The sequence below is a fragment of the Hyphomonas sp. GM-8P genome (assembly GCF_003263315.1).
In the GTDB taxonomy this organism is placed as follows: Bacteria; Pseudomonadota; Alphaproteobacteria; order Caulobacterales; family Hyphomonadaceae; genus Hyphomonas.
In genome coordinates this window covers 53,913-68,208 of sequence record NZ_AWFE01000063.1, presented here as the reverse complement: position 1 = coordinate 68,208, position 14,296 = coordinate 53,913, and the positions used below count along the sequence as shown (strand labels likewise).

Genomic DNA, 14,296 nt, shown 5'->3' with positions numbered 1-14,296 from the left:
CCCGCCACTTATGATTTTATTGCGGCCCGAGCACGATGCGAAAGCAAACCGAAGCCGGGCCGGTGCCGCAGGTAACAAAGGTCCAGGAAGATGAAATTCCATCACATCTCAAATTCGATCCTGTCGACGACGGCGCTGGCACTCATTCTCGCAGCGCCGGCTGTCGCTCAGGAAAACACTGAAACGGAACAACCCGAGGAAGCGCGCCAGCTGGAAACTGTCGTCATCCGCGGTGAGTACATTCCCGCCCCTCAGCGCGAGACTTCGCAGGTCGCCAGTTTCCTTGGGGCAGAAGATCTCGCCCGTCAGGGTGACTCAAACGCCGCTCTGGCCCTGACGCGTCTCAGCGGTCTCAGCGTTGTGTCCGGAAAGTTCGCCTATGTCCGCGGTCTGGGCGACCGCTACTCGGCAGCGCTTCTGAACGGTTCCCCGCTACCAAGCCCGGAACCGCTGCGCCGTACTGTTCCTCTGGACCTGTTCCCGTCGAATATTCTTGACGGGGCCGCTGTTCAGAAAACCTTCTCGGTTCAATACCCCGGCGAATTCGGCGGCGGCATGATTGACCTGAAAACGCTGCGGATGCCGCGCGACAATTTTTTGAACCTCAAGGTCGGTGGCACGTGGAACACCGCTACGACGGGTAAGGAAGGCATCTACGTAAATGGCGGCGATTACGATTGGCTCGGTTATGACGACGGCCTTCGGGATATTCCCGGTCCGCTTGCTGCAGTTCTGTCCTCCGACCAACGTCTGAGCAGCTATACCGCTGACGAAATCGAGGCCGTCGGTGAAAGCCTGGTGAATTCGCCGCTTTCCGTGATTCAGAATGGTGATCTTGGCCCGAACTTCGAAGGATCCGTCGATGGTGGCATGTCTTTCGACGCAGGCGACTTTGAAATCGGGCTGGTTGGCGTCGCCGGTTACGATCAGGAATGGCAAACAAAGGATGCGGTGCGTCAGTTCGTGCAAGGCGACGTGCTGGGGTCGGATTTCCGGACGTTCTCAACCAACCTGACGGCGACCGTCAATGCGCTGGGATCGGCGACAGCCGAATGGACCGATGGTGAAGTGCAGGGCACCCTGTTCTATGTTCACTCGACCTCCAAAGAAGCCCAGATCAACGAAGGTAAAGACTTCAACGCGCAGGGCAGCACGGGTCTGGTTCATGATGAATCGTCCGGCTGGTTCGAGCGTGGTCTGACATTTGGTCAGCTTCGTGGTGAGCACTATTTTGGTGACCTGACCTTCTCCTGGCGCGGCTCAATGGCACAATCCACGCGGGATGCGCCGTATGAGCGGTCGCTTCGCCGTTTCGTGGATGATGAAGGCAACATTCTCTATTCGGTCGCTAACAGCTACGACATTCGCTTCTCCGAACTGACGGATGACAATGTCGCTTATGGCGCTGACCTGAAATACGAGACTACGATTGATGGCACGCGCGAAGCGATCATCTCCGGCGGCTTCGATTCTTCGAGCACGGACCGTGACTACGAGTTCCTCGCATTCCGGTTCGCCGGCGGTAACTCGCTGCCGCTGGACGTCCAGATGGCCCGTCCGGACTATCTATTCTCGCCGGATAACATCGATCCTGCGCGGTTTGTGCTGCAGGAAGTGACCACGCCGAACGACTCCTACTCTGCGGGTCTCGACGTCGTGGCCGGTTACGTTCAGGCGGACCTGGAACTCTTCCCGTTCATTCGCACCACAGTTGGTGCGCGCTATGAAACGGCGGAAGAAACCGTGCGGACGTTCGACCGTTTCGGTAACCCGGGGGCTGGGGATGTAAATCTCGAAAACGATTACGTCCTTCCATCCGCGACGTTTACCTGGAACTTCGCTGACGATCTCCAACTGCGTCTCGGATACTCGCAGACAATTGCGCGTCCGCAGTTCCGTGAACTCGCCTTGTCGAACTATTTCGATCCGGAAACCGAGCGGTCCTATCGGGGCAACAGCGGCCTGGTCGACAGTGAGCTTAAGAACTATGACGCCCGCCTCGAATACTATCTTGGCCGGAACGAGTTCATTACGATCGGTGCATTCCACAAGGAAATCAAAAACCCGATCGAAGAAGTTCAGTTCTCGACGTCTACGTTCGTGTTCGAAACGACGTTCATCAACTCGCCGAAGGCTGTTCTGTCCGGTGCCGAGCTGGAATATCGTACGCGCTTCAACATGCCGATCTCCAATCCCTGGTTCGATGATCGCGACTGGCTGTTCTCGGCCAACTATACCTACACCTCTTCAGAGGTGCAGGCGGGGGAAGGTGATCAGGTTTTCGACCCGATTTCCCGTTCGTTGCGTGATGCCTCGCTGTATAATCTCGACGGATCAAAGCTTCAGGGTACGCCGGAAAATATCGCCAACATCCAGTTCGGTTGGGAAAGCAATGTCGAGCAGATGACCCTGCTTCTCGGTTGGGTGGATGATCGTATTCTGCAACGCGGGCTGGATCAGCCTGGTGCGGAATTGCCCGATATCATTGAGGATCCGGGCGTCCAGCTGGACCTTGTCTACCGTCGTGATTTCACCGTCGCGGGGCGGGAATTCACACTGGGGCTGAGCGGCCGTAACCTGCTGGATCAGGCTCATGAAGAATATCAGTCGAACGCCAATGACCTCGGCCGGACTGAATTCAACACCTATGACCGGGGCCGCAGTCTGTCGGCCAGCGTAACTCTGCGCTTCTGATCTCTTTGCCGCCGCGGTGTTCCGGCGCCGCGGCGGCTTTTTCTGACAGCTACTGAGAAAACATCGGCTTTCTCATAAATATCTGTAACTTGCGTCACAAAAGTACGAAATATCTCATGTAAACGAACGACCTGAAGGCGGTACTCCGGCGACTGGCCGGGTCTCTGCCTTGTCCGGTTTATCGCAGACTTTGAATGTCAGCGGATCTACACTCAAGGGCGCCAGGTGGCAGGATGTATGCAGGGAGAGTTTGCGTTTGGGACATTCCCGGCACATTGCATAGGTAACCTGCCAAGCTGTCGAATGACTCTCCTGAGAGTTGTGCAGAGATCCCTTTACGGGAGTCAGGACGTTCATGTTGGTGGTTGAGCCTGTAGAATGCAGGCGCCAGATCTGCCCGGTGAGATTGGTTCGCCGTTCGGATTTTGGGTGAAAGGACGTGGAAGTTGAGTGAGATGGCTGGACTTGGTGATCGGACGGGATTGTCTGTGGCCGATTTCGGGCGTCTGCTTTTGCGGAGCGCAGGCCCCCTTATTCGCGTTGCTGAAATCTGCCTGATAGCCTTGATTGCCTTCCTCTTGGCGCGCCTGGTCTGGATCGCCGTCGAGCCTGGTGGCGCTGTGATGGGTGTTCAGCCCATGGGGGATGTTTTCCGTCAAGCACCTGGTGGTGGTGATGCGCCGGCATTGTCGGGGAATATGTCGCTCCTGACGACCCTCGACCCATTCAACAGGGGCGGCGTCGTTGCCGATATTGTTCAGGAAGCCCCTGAAACGAAGCTTAATCTCGTTCTCAAAGGGGTTCGCGCTTCTGCAAATGGCACGGGTGTTGCGATGATCGTGATGCCGAACAACCGGCTGAGCATTTTTGCGCCTGGTGAAACCATTCTCGATGGAGTGGTGCTGGACCGCGTTTATGGAGATCGCGTGACATTGCGTAAGGATGGCCAGATCGAAGCGCTGCTTATGTCCAGTGGTGCAGACAGGTTGTCTGTCCTGTCTTCTCCCGGCGATATCAAACCGAACACCTCGGATGGCGGTCAGGCGGCAAGCGATGACCTGATCAGCACAACGGCCACGGACTTCCTTGCCAATCTCGTAATCAATCCGGTTCATCGCGGATCGGATTTCGTCGGATACGAAATCGGCAGCCGGGGCGATGCTGCGCTGCTTGAGCGTTCCGGGTTGATGCCGGGCGATATTGTGCTGTCGGTGGACGGGGTGTCGGTCGGTGCCACTGCCCCCGGCGAGCTTGCGATGAAGCTTTCCTCATCCAGAAAAGTCCGTCTCAGAATTGATCGCGATGGCCGACAGGTCGACCAGATATTCACGCTGCCGGAGAACCCGTAGCTTATGAAACTCAAATCCGTTCTCTCCGCTGCGCTGCTCGCTTCGACAGCGCCAAATGCGTTTGCCCTGGCTGGCGAAAGCGGTCCTGAGCCTTCGCGTCACATCATGAACTTTGATGATGTCGAGCTGTCTGCGCTCGTTGCGGATGTGTCGACCGTCACGGGCTACACCTTCATCGTGCATCCTGACGCACGGACCAAACGCGTGACAGTCTCTTCGTCAACTCCTTTGACCCGGAACCAGGTATTTGATGTCTTTCTATCCGCGCTGCGGGTGCATGGGTTCACGGCCGTCCCTGCTGGAAGGTCTACCTACCGTATCGTGCCTGAGCGCCAGGCGGTGTCTGACGCGAGCACGTCAGCAAGCGGTTCCAACACATTCATCACGGAAATCTTCGCGCTCAAGCATTCTTCCGCCCGGGATGTCGCGGCAGTGATCAAGCCGCTGATTGCGGAGCAGGGGCAGGTTGTCGCCAACAATGCGTCCAACACGCTGGTCGTCGTTGACTATGCATCAAACCTGCCGCGTCTGCGCGCCATGCTGAAGCAGATCGATTCCGATCCGTCGGTAACCCAGACGATCAGCTTGAAGAATATACCTGCTCGTGAAATGGCGTTGATTTTGACCAATCTCACAGTCCCGCCGGGTGAGAACTCCTATGGCGTGAACTTCCAGGCGGTTGCCTCAGATACGGGCAATGCCATTGTCCTGAAGGGTGATGACGCGCTGGTTAGGCGCGCGGTCGAAGTCAGTCGGGAACTCGACTCCCACGACCGGACGGAAGACACGCTTCGGGTTATTCCGCTGAACAATGCAAATGCTTCGGATCTCGTTCCTGTGCTCCAGCAAATGGCGGGCGCCATGGATGCGCGCCGCGCTGCTGGTGGAGAGCCGGATGCATCGACGACGATTGCGCATCATGAGCCGACCAATTCCCTCGTGATCAGTGCCCCTCCGGAAACCCTGGGCGCGCTCGAGCGCATTGTGAATGATCTTGACCGGCGCCGTTCACAGGTTCTGGTCGAAGCAATCATTGTCGAGATGTCAGACGATACGGCAAGAGAGCTCGGTTTGCAGTTCCTGGTGTCGGGTACAAATGACTCGACCGTGCCATTCGTTTCCACCAACTATTCCCGGTCCGCGCCCAGCATGCTGGCGCTCGCCGGCGCGCTCAGTTCTAATACGCCGTTCAATACGGGAACGGCCGAAACAAACCCATTTGCGGAAGCGGCGGTGAACTCATTGCTTGGGTTGTCAGGCCTTAGCGTCGGTGTTGGCGGGCAGGACGGTGATACCTTGTTTGGCGCCATCCTGACGGCCGTGGAGAACGATACCCAGTCCCGCATCCTTTCCAAGCCCTTCAATATGACGCTCGACAACGGAACTTCGTCACTCCTCGTCGGTCAGGAAGTCCCGGTTGCGACAGGCGAAGTGCTTGGCGACTCAAACTCCAATCCGTTCCGGACGGTTGAGCGCCGGGACGTTGGTGTTGGACTTGATGTTACGCCTCGGATTTCGAACGACGATACGATCCGTCTCGATATCACGCAGGAAGTGTCCAATATCGCGCAGGCAATCACGACGGGCTCCAGCACGGACCTGATCTTCAATACACGGAAGATCAGCACGAGTGTTATTGCTGACAATGGCGAGATCATCGTCCTGGGTGGTCTGGTTGAGCAAACTGAGAGTATCACGAACGAAAAAGTTCCGGTTCTGGGTGACATCCCGGTCGCGGGGCGTCTGTTCCGGTCGGAAGGCAAGGGAATGGGCCGAACCAATCTGATGGTGTTCATTCGGCCAACGATCGTGCGAAATCGTGATGATGCGCGCGCAGCGACGTCGCGTTCCTATCGCTATCTGCGCGCGCAAGAATTGTGGACCGGAGACGGTGACAGCGGTGAGTCCCTTGACCGGTTCGTCAACCAGGTGCTTGGGAGCCCGCCACCGCAATGACGACCGCGCCCGCCATCCAGCAATTCACCTATGCCTTTGCGAAGGACAAAGGGATTGTTGTCTTGCCCGGGCGGGACGTGCTGACGCTCGGCATGCGGGCAGGGGCGGACCCTCTGACGCTGCTTGAGGCCCGGCGAGCGCTTGGCTCGAGTTTCGAACTGGAGCCGCTGGATCGGGATGCTTATGAGCGCACGCTGGCAGATGTGTTTGCCGCAGACGCTTTGGCCGGGGATAGCGTCAATGCTGCAGTGGATGCGCGTGGCGGTCTGGAGAGCCTGATCGACGATTTGCCGAAAGCGGCTGACTTGCTTGATGGTCAGGACGATGCGCCCGTCATCCGTTTGATCAACGGCCTCATCCACGAGGCGATGAAGCAGCGGGCGTCCGATATTCATATCGATCCGTTCGAAGACACATTGTCCATTCGCTATCGTATCGACGGCGACCTGGTAGAGGTTCTGACCCCGCCGCGGAAACTGGCCGCGCCGATTGTGTCCCGTATCAAGGTCATGTCGCGGCTGGACATTGCGGAGAAGCGCCTGCCTCAGGACGGCCGGATTTCGCTGTCCGCGGGCGGCAAGTCCATTGATGTGCGTGTCGCGACACTGCCCACGCGTTATGGCGAGCGTGTCGTTCTTCGACTGCTCGATACAAAAAATGCTCTGCTGAATCTCAGAGACCTCGGCATGGACGAGGACACTTATCAGCGTTTCACCGAAGCTCTCAGTCAGCCCAATGGTGTGATTCTGGTTACAGGGCCTGTCGGGTCCGGAAAAACCACGACGCTCTATTCCGCACTTTCGCGCCTGAATACGGGCCGCGACAATATCATGACGCTGGAAGATCCGGTCGAATACGGCCTGCCGGGCATCAGCCAGACGCAGATGGATCACAAGGTCGGCCTCAACTTTGCGGCCACCTTGCGATCGATCCTGCGTCAGGATCCCAATGTCGTCATGGTCGGTGAGATCCGGGACTCGGAAACAGCCGAAGTGGCTTTCGAATTCGCTTCAACCGGCCGGCTTGCGCTCTCTACGTTGCATACCAACTCGGCCTCCGGTGCGATTACGCGCCTTCGCGATATGGGCGTGGAAGACTATCTTCTGTCTTCAACACTGCGCGCGATCATGGCGCAGCGCCTTGTTCGGAAACTTTGTCCGGTTTGCAAGACTGCGCGAAATGCGACGCACGCCGAGTGTGAAGCGCTTGGCCTTTCTGGCGATACTGAGCTGACGGTCTATGACCCGCAAGGCTGTATCTCCTGCGGCCAAACCGGTTTCACAGGACGTCTGGGCGTTTATGAGCTGCTCGTGGCGGATCGTAGTATCCGCAACATGCTGGGGGATGGTGCGTCTGAAGATGCGATCGATCAGGTGGCATTCGCGGACCATGACCGTCTGCTGGACAATGCGCGCCGATATGTGATCTCGGGGGAGACCAGTGTTGCGGAAGTTCTGCGCGCCTGCCGCAAAGGAGGTCAGTAATGGCCGCCTTCGAATATGTTGCACTTGATGCCGAAGGAAAACGCCGATCAGGCATAATCTCCGCAGACAGTGCGCGGTCAGCCCGCAAGGAACTGCGACTGCGTGACTTGATGGTCTTGAATGTGGACCCCGTCGCGGAAAAGCAGTCCAAGACTGTCGTTCGCCGTGGCCGGCTCAGCGACAAGCAACGCGTGCTTCTAGTCCGGCAATTGTCTGTGTTGCTCAAGTCCGGTCTGGCTGTGGAACAGGCGCTTGGTGCATGTGCAGGCAACGAAAACCCTGTCAGCGTACAAAAGGCTGTCCACACGGTTCGTGCGGATGTCGTTGAGGGCGCTCGATTGTCAGAAGCCATGGCGTTAGCGCCGGATGCGTTCCCCCCACTCGTCCGTGCTGTTACAGCGGCAGGTGAGATGTCTGGCCAATTAGGCGAGATCATGGAGCGCCTCGCGACCTATCTGGAGCGCAGCTATCAGCTGCGCCAGAAAGTCCGCGCCGCGCTGATTTATCCCGCGCTTCTGACCGTCATGGCAATGGGCATGGTCATTGCGCTCATGGTGGTCGTGGTTCCGCGGCTCGTGGAACAGTTCGATTTGTTCGACGCTCAGCTGCCGCTACTGACGCGAATTGTGATCGGCCTATCCAATGGTGTGCGGGAATACGGATTGATCATCCTGTTAATTCTTGCTGCGCTCGTGTTCCTGGGTGCGCGCCTCCTGCGCCAGCCCGCCATGCGGCGCAGTCTGGACAGGTTTGTTCTCCGACTGCCCTTGATTGGTTCTCAGACACGTACGGTTGCCGCTGCACGCTTCGCCCGCGTCTTCGCAACCTTGTCGGCTTCTGGCGCAACAATTCTGGAGGCGCTTGAAGGAGCAAAGGGCGCCGCCAATAACACGGTCATCGCTGATGCGACGGACTTCATCGCTGAAAGAGTTCGTGAGGGCGGATCCTTATCCAGCGCCTTGTCTGCTACGGGAGTTTTTCCGCCGATGATGGTGCATATGGTCACCAGCGGTGAAGCGGGCCGCGATGTTTCCGGCATGATGAACCGGGCCGCAGATTTTCTCGATACAGAGTTCGAAACGGGCTCCGCCGCGCTGCTGGCGCTGGCAGAACCACTTATTATCGTGCTGATGGGGGGTATCGTCGGGCTGATCGTGATGTCGATCATGCTACCGATCCTCCAGCTCAACACGCTCGCCATGTCATAGGAGACACATTCATGAAACCAATCAGGAAGATTGCCAGACCCCGCCGCCCCAAGGATGCCGGCTTTTCCCTGGTGGAGCTTATGGTGGTTATCTTCATCATGGGCCTGCTTGCGACCCTGGTGATCATCAACGTCGCGCCCGTGGGCGAACAGTCACGCGTCGGCAAGGTCCGTGCGGACATCGCCGCATTTGAAAGTGCGCTCGAAATGTACAGCCTCGACATGTATTCCTATCCGAATGCGGAGGCCGGTCTTGCGGCACTCAAGAAACCGCCGGCGGGTGCGGACATCGCGACATACCGGCCGGGTGGATACGTCAAGCGGTTGCGTGATGATCCCTGGGGGAACCCATATCAATACGATGTCCCGGGACAGCGTTCGGGTGGAGCCTACGACGTCTATTCGTCCGGACCGGACGGCAAGGCGGGCACGGCGGACGATATCGGCAACTGGGAATAGGCGGTCTTTTGTACAGTATCACGCATCGGGATAGCGGCTTCTCCCTCGTGGAGATCATGGTCGCCCTGTTCATCATGGCGCTTGCGAGCGCCATGGTGGTGATGGTGATGCCATCACGGCCTGATGCTTTGGATGCTGAAGCTGATCAATTCGACAAGCTGATGACCCGCACGCTCGATCAGGCCATCAGCCGGGGGCAGGCGCAGGGCATTCGCATCGAGGAGAATGCCTACACGGTTTATACGCGTATCAATGGCCGCTGGGTGCCGGTGGAAGCATCGAGCCGTCGCGCGTCCGGAGGCGTGACCATCAGTATGCAGGGTAAATCAAACGCGAAATCAGATGAAGCACTTCCCCAGATTGTCATGGATGCTTCCGGTATCGTGTCCGGCCCCGATGTGCGTTTTTCCAAAGGTGTCCGGACCCGCGACTTCGAACTGCCGTGGCAGCCAAGCCGATGACAGATCGTGGTTTCACCCTGGCTGAAGTTCTTGTGGCGCTGGTTGTGTTTTCCATCGCTGCCATCGGACTCGCCCATCTGGTTACGGAAACAACTGCCAATGCCGGGCATACGCGAAGTTTGTCGCTGGCCCGCATTGAAGCGGACAACCGGTTGGTTGAGGCCGTCTCTGACCCGGCCGTGCTCCGGGCCGGGTCTGCATCAGGAGAGAGCATCCAGCGTGGCCAGTCATTTGACTGGGTGCGGGAAATCGAGATCCGTGACGAAAACGGTCTCGCCGGAATTCGTGTGACTGTCTCAGACGCGGCGACGGGTCAGCGACTCGCAATGCGGGAAACGCTGGTACAGGTGAGACCATGAAGCACGATGCGGGTTTCACCCTTATCGAGATGCTGGTGGCTCTGGCGCTGACCTCGATGATTGCCGTTGCAGGATCAACTCTGCTGATCGGAACGGTGAGGGCATCTGACAGGCTCGGGAAAACGACAGAAAGCGTCAGCGAAATTGAACTGACCCACACGCTGATGCGGGACGATTTTGCAAACATCCGGATGCTGTACGGAGATGCTGGTCAGCCCGACTATACGTCCTCGCCGTTCGTCGCCTTTGTGCGTGACGGCTGGAGCCATCCGGTTCCAGATGACAATCGCGCGTCATTGCTGGCGGTCGAATATCAGTTCCGGGACGGTACGCTGACGCGGCGCGCCTGGCTCCGCCCAGATCCGGCCGCTGATACACCTCATGCGGATCGCGTGCTTGCCACGGGATTGTCCCGCATGACAGCGCGATATTTCGATGGCCGGGAATGGGTGCCTGAATGGAATGCGGGCGAAAAGGATATGCCAGCGGCCATTGAATTGACCTTTGAATACTCGGACACGGATGCGTTGACCGAACTCTTCCTGATCGGGGGAGGTGGCTGATGCGCAAGATCGACAAGGAGAAGGGAGCAAGCCTCCTGTCAGTCCTCGTAATCGTCATGTTGATGTCTGTGGCTGCGATTGCCGCGACCGACGCGCTTGCCCGGTCTGTCCTCATCATCAAGTCTTCTTCCGCGAGGGCGGAGATATTCTGGACGGCTCGTGGCGCCGCGGATGCGGCTGCGACTTACCTCACAAAAGCATTGGAGATGAATGAGGGTGCCCTGAACAGTGAGTCTGAATTGTTCGCTCAAACTATCACCCTTCCGGCTGGAAATGGTGTGGTCGTGGTTCAGGCGAGGGAAGCCTCCAATTGCTTCAATCTGAATGCGCTCTTCAATAGCGCGGGTGACGGTGAAGTCAGCGACGCATCGCTTCAGGCGTATGATGACTTGCTTGTCGCGGCTGAGTTTGACGACGCAGAGGCAGAATCTCTGGCCCAGAAACTGGCCGACTGGATCGATGCCGACTATTCCACCCGTACCTATGGCGCAGAAGATGGATACTACGCATCTCAGGCCGAATCCTATCGCGCCGCCAACACAAAACTGCGAAGCGTCAGCGAGCTCAAAGCCATAGCAGGATATGATCCGGAAGTTTTCGCAAGGATTGAACACCTCGTTTGCCTGCGTCCGGAACAGGAGCAATCCGTACTCAACATAAATACATTGAGCCTTGAACAGGCGCCGCTTCTTGTTGCGCTATATTCGCAAGAACTATCCCTCGATGATGCCCGAGCATTGATTGACTCCCGTCCTGCCGGCGGGTGGTTGAGCAAAGAGGGCTTTATTCAGCAGGACGCTGTCATGAAGATTGCACCAGACGCCCGAAATGACATGGTGCTCGCGCTTGCGTCGGACTATTTGTCAGCGGACATCAACATCGGGACGGGCGATCTGATCACGAATTACCAGGCACTTTACCGGCGGTCGGAAACCGGAAACGTGGCCCTGGTTTCAATGGTGCGGAGGGAATTCTAATGGCGCGCCATCTCATCGCTCTTCTTCCTGCGAATGGTCAGCCATGGCGGTTCGCGGTCATTACTGCCGGCGCGGTGACCTTGTTGTCGCCACAGGAGACAGCCGCAAGTTCTGACGAGGTGACGGTAATTGTGCCGGCAACGGAGGTAGCAATTTCCACAGTGCGCCTGGTGGGCGCCCGTAAGGCTGATTGGTTGCGGACGGCACGTTTTGCGGTCGAAGACGATATAGCCGTGCCAGTCGAGGGACTGCATGTTGCGATCGACCAGCACCGGAATTCCACCGGAAAAGGCACGGTGTGCATGGTGGCGCGACCGGTCATGGAAGACTGGATGCGCCGTCTGTCAGAGGCGGGACTGGAGGATGCCCGTCTCGTACCCGATGTCACCTTGCTCAAGGCCGGATCGGCGCCTTTGGAGATTGGTGATCGCATCCTCGTTGCTGGAGAGGACAAGCCGTTCGCGATTGATAAATCCCTACCGTCGGAGCTCGTCTCCGCGCTGATGCAGCGCGCTGGGGCAGAGCCAGAGCATGCTGACGATGCGTTGCTTGCACTCGCGCGTCGGTTTGCGGCAGGTAATGCTGGCATCGACCTGAGACAGGCTGACTTCGCACGCAAAGCTGAATTGCCGATAGACCTGAAACGTTTCCGTCTCCTGGCCGGTCTCGCTGCAGCTTGTGCCTTGGCGTGGGGCGTCTACACGTTTGCCAGCATTCGTTCCATGGACCAACTGGAAGCCGTGCTGGATCGTCAGACGCGGGCAAGCTTCACTGCCCTGTACCCGGGAGAGCCGGTGCCGTCGAACATACTTGCTGCGGTCCGCGAGCGCTCCAGTGGCACCCAAAGGCCTGCTGCAGGGTTCAGGAAAATGGCAAGTGTGCTCTATGCAGCGCTGGCAGATGAGGACGGTGTTCGCCTCTCCAGCCTTCGCTACGATGCCGATGCAGGACAGTTGCAGGCGAAACTTGTCTACAGCGCCTTTGGCGATGACGAGACACTCAAGAATGCAATTGAGGCTGGCGGTCTGTCTGTCCGGCTTGGAGATGCGCGGGTGGAAGACGGCCGAGTCGTTGGCGACATGATACTGGAGCTGGCATCATGACGGAGTACTGGTCCACACGTTCTATGCGTGAGCGCCTGCTGATTGTTCTTGCTGGATTGCTTGTTGCGGTCCTGCTCGCCAATCTGCTTGTCGTGCAGCCATTGCGCGCCGCGAAAGAAAGTGCGGCGGCATCGCTCGCCTTAGCCTCCAGAACACTTGATGCGGTAACCGCAGCCCGGCCGGTTGCCAATGCTGGAACGGCATCCGGGGTGTCTGCTGTTGAAGGGCAGGATCTGCGTTCAAGGCTGGTCGAACTTGCCGCTCAGCGAGGCATATCGGTTTCCCGGCTCCAAACGAGCGAACGCGGCGCCATCATCATTCAGTTCGACCAGGTGTCGGTGCAGCCCTTGTTTGCCTGGCTGGAAGCCGCCGAACGTGAACTGGGGGCTGAACCGGCTCAGGCATCTGTATTTGCTGATACGGCCGGCACAGTTCGCGCCAGTTTCGAATTCCGAGGAGGCGCGTTGTGATGCGGAAATCGTTGCTTCTCATCGTATTCGCCGGCGTTTTTGTCGTTACCTTGATCGCCAGCGCGCCCCTGTCGTTCGTCCTGAAGCGGACGGGTATCGTGGAGCAGGGCGTTTCCTGGCAGCAAGCACGCGGTACCGTGTGGCACGGTCAGGTCACGGGGCTGGCTGTGCACGGCGATGCTGTGGGCGCGGTTCAGGGTGATTTCAGTCTCATGCGAATGATCCGAGGGCAGCCGGGTCACCTTCTCCGCTGGAGCGGTCCCTCCGGACAGGGCTCCGCACTCGCAGCGCTATCGGGTGACCAAATTCTGATCCGGCAAGGACGTGCAATGGTCATGTTCGATGCGGCGCGCATCTCTTCTCTGTTTCCGGCGCAGGAAGTTTCACTGCGCCTGTCAAATATGTCGATCGAAGCGACGGCGGATGGCTGCCGGACCGCGAGCGGTAAAGTAAATACGGATGCGCTGTCCAGAATTTCTGCCGTTTACGGAGCGAACTGGCCCGATCTTGACGGAGTGCTGTCCTGCGCGGATGGAGATCTGGTCGTCTCGGTCGAGGGCCGCGCAGCAGACGGAACTCGCATCTCAGCGAGATCTTCCCTGCAGGGCAACGGCCGGTTGGAGCTTTGGGACGTGCCCGAGAATCAGACGAATGCTCTTCTGCTTGCCGGTTTCACCAACGAGGCGGGCCGGTTTGTCTACATGCAGCAATTGTCGAGCGGGGAAACGTCCAGTGAATAAGACCCTCCTTCTTTCCGGGTTCGTGTTTCTTGGCGCCTGTGCCTCGTCGGGTACTGTGCAGGTACCGGATACACCTGCGGCTGCACCTGAAGCGGCTGTGACCTCATTGCCAGCCCAGACTCTGGAGCCCGGTACGTGCGGTCTGTTCCTGTGGTCGCGTGACGAACCCCGGCACTTCGTTCTGTTCTATCCGGCGGGGGATCCCACGGCTGAAGCAATCGTCGATGGCCGCCGGCAAACGCTGAATGTCGATTCGCAGGATGGCGATGTTTTTGGACAATTTCTGACCCGGATGGCGTTTAGCAGGACGGATGGCAATCCGGTCATGTTGACCCTGACCCCCGGAGAAGAGATCGAAGGCGGGCGCCGCGTGCCGCTGGCGCGAATGATTTATAACAATGCGGATGGATGGGAAATCATAACACCGCTTACAGGATTGACTGCTTGCCAGCCTGAGTGACATCCTGTTTTCTG

Annotated in this window: 14 protein-coding genes; all 14 read left to right on the top strand. The window is 58.1% G+C overall.

All coding sequences use genetic code 11. From position 1 onward, the window contains the following. The first annotated feature begins 90 nt into the window (after positions 1 to 90). Entirely contained in the window at positions 91 to 2,694 is a 2,604-nt protein-coding gene (locus HY26_RS07910) for a TonB-dependent receptor domain-containing protein (protein WP_034767682.1), read from the top strand. A gap of 455 nt (positions 2,695 to 3,149) precedes the next feature. After that, entirely contained in the window at positions 3,150 to 4,043 is an 894-nt protein-coding gene (locus HY26_RS07905) for a type II secretion system protein N (RefSeq protein ID WP_112073320.1), read from the top strand. A gap of 3 nt (positions 4,044 to 4,046) precedes the next feature. Then, positions 4,047 to 5,999: a type II secretion system secretin GspD gene (gene gspD / locus HY26_RS07900; protein WP_034767687.1), complete on the top strand. Its 1,953-nt coding sequence runs from the start codon at positions 4,047 to 4,049 to the stop codon at positions 5,997 to 5,999. Then, entirely contained in the window at positions 5,996 to 7,483 is a 1,488-nt protein-coding gene (locus HY26_RS07895) for a GspE/PulE family protein (RefSeq protein WP_112073319.1), read from the top strand. The genes gspD and HY26_RS07895 overlap by 4 nt, the downstream gene beginning before the upstream one ends. Then, on the top strand, positions 7,483 to 8,691 hold the full coding sequence (gene gspF, locus HY26_RS07890) for a type II secretion system inner membrane protein GspF (protein WP_112073318.1): 1,209 nt from the start codon (positions 7,483 to 7,485) through the stop codon (positions 8,689 to 8,691). Before HY26_RS07895 ends, gspF begins: the two co-directional genes overlap by 1 nt. A gap of 11 nt (positions 8,692 to 8,702) precedes the next feature. Then, entirely contained in the window at positions 8,703 to 9,149 is a 447-nt protein-coding gene (gene gspG / locus HY26_RS07885; protein WP_034767694.1) for a type II secretion system major pseudopilin GspG, read from the top strand. Positions 9,150 to 9,157: 8 nt separating this feature from the next. Further along, a complete protein-coding gene (locus HY26_RS07880) occupies positions 9,158 to 9,610 on the top strand; it encodes a prepilin-type N-terminal cleavage/methylation domain-containing protein (protein WP_034767696.1) in 453 nt (150 codons plus the stop codon). After that, positions 9,607 to 9,969 carry a type II secretion system minor pseudopilin GspI gene (gene gspI, locus HY26_RS07875; protein ID WP_112073317.1) on the top strand — a complete coding sequence of 121 codons (363 nt, stop codon included), beginning with the start codon at positions 9,607 to 9,609 and terminating at the stop codon, positions 9,967 to 9,969. Before HY26_RS07880 ends, gspI begins: the two co-directional genes overlap by 4 nt. Beyond that, positions 9,966 to 10,532 carry a type II secretion system minor pseudopilin GspJ gene (gene gspJ / locus HY26_RS07870; RefSeq protein ID WP_034767698.1) on the top strand — a complete coding sequence of 189 codons (567 nt, stop codon included), beginning with the start codon at positions 9,966 to 9,968 and terminating at the stop codon, positions 10,530 to 10,532. Before gspI ends, gspJ begins: the two co-directional genes overlap by 4 nt. Further along, the gene (gspK, locus tag HY26_RS07865; protein ID WP_112073316.1) at positions 10,532 to 11,509 is read left to right on the top strand and encodes a type II secretion system minor pseudopilin GspK; all 978 of its coding nucleotides are present in this window, start codon (positions 10,532 to 10,534) and stop codon (positions 11,507 to 11,509) included. Before gspJ ends, gspK begins: the two co-directional genes overlap by 1 nt. After that, complete coding sequence (gene gspL, locus HY26_RS07860) at positions 11,509 to 12,612, top strand: type II secretion system protein GspL (protein ID WP_112073315.1); 1,104 nt, start codon at positions 11,509 to 11,511, stop codon at positions 12,610 to 12,612. The genes gspK and gspL overlap by 1 nt, the downstream gene beginning before the upstream one ends. After that, positions 12,609 to 13,082 (top strand): type II secretion system protein GspM, encoded by a 474-nt coding sequence (gspM, locus tag HY26_RS07855; protein ID WP_112073314.1) that lies wholly within the window; start codon positions 12,609 to 12,611, stop codon positions 13,080 to 13,082. Before gspL ends, gspM begins: the two co-directional genes overlap by 4 nt. After that, on the top strand, positions 13,082 to 13,822 hold the full coding sequence (gene gspN / locus HY26_RS07850) for a type II secretion system protein N (protein ID WP_034767701.1): 741 nt from the start codon (positions 13,082 to 13,084) through the stop codon (positions 13,820 to 13,822). The genes gspM and gspN overlap by 1 nt, the downstream gene beginning before the upstream one ends. Then, positions 13,815 to 14,282: a hypothetical protein gene (locus tag HY26_RS07845; RefSeq protein ID WP_112073313.1), complete on the top strand. Its 468-nt coding sequence runs from the start codon at positions 13,815 to 13,817 to the stop codon at positions 14,280 to 14,282. The genes gspN and HY26_RS07845 overlap by 8 nt, the downstream gene beginning before the upstream one ends. The last annotated feature ends 14 nt before the right edge of the window (positions 14,283 to 14,296 follow it).

Excerpts from the sequence above, each read along its gene's own strand:
- gspG (WP_034767694.1), top strand. The coding sequence starts at position 8,703 with ATGAAACCAATCAGGAAGATTGCCAGACCCCGCCGCCCCAAGGATGCC.
- gspL (WP_112073315.1), top strand. The coding sequence starts at position 11,509 with ATGGCGCGCCATCTCATCGCTCTTCTTCCTGCGAATGGTCAGCCATGG.
- HY26_RS07910 (WP_034767682.1), top strand. The coding sequence starts at position 91 with ATGAAATTCCATCACATCTCAAATTCGATCCTGTCGACGACGGCGCTG.
- HY26_RS07895 (WP_112073319.1), top strand. The coding sequence starts at position 5,996 with ATGACGACCGCGCCCGCCATCCAGCAATTCACCTATGCCTTTGCGAAG.
- gspI (WP_112073317.1), top strand. The coding sequence starts at position 9,607 with ATGACAGATCGTGGTTTCACCCTGGCTGAAGTTCTTGTGGCGCTGGTT.
- gspD (WP_034767687.1), top strand. The coding sequence starts at position 4,047 with ATGAAACTCAAATCCGTTCTCTCCGCTGCGCTGCTCGCTTCGACAGCG.
- gspF (WP_112073318.1), top strand. The coding sequence starts at position 7,483 with ATGGCCGCCTTCGAATATGTTGCACTTGATGCCGAAGGAAAACGCCGA.
- gspM (WP_112073314.1), top strand. The coding sequence starts at position 12,609 with ATGACGGAGTACTGGTCCACACGTTCTATGCGTGAGCGCCTGCTGATT.
- gspK (WP_112073316.1), top strand. The coding sequence starts at position 10,532 with ATGCGCAAGATCGACAAGGAGAAGGGAGCAAGCCTCCTGTCAGTCCTC.
- gspN (WP_034767701.1), top strand. The coding sequence starts at position 13,082 with ATGCGGAAATCGTTGCTTCTCATCGTATTCGCCGGCGTTTTTGTCGTT.
- gspJ (WP_034767698.1), top strand. The coding sequence starts at position 9,966 with ATGAAGCACGATGCGGGTTTCACCCTTATCGAGATGCTGGTGGCTCTG.
- HY26_RS07905 (WP_112073320.1), top strand. The coding sequence starts at position 3,150 with ATGGCTGGACTTGGTGATCGGACGGGATTGTCTGTGGCCGATTTCGGG.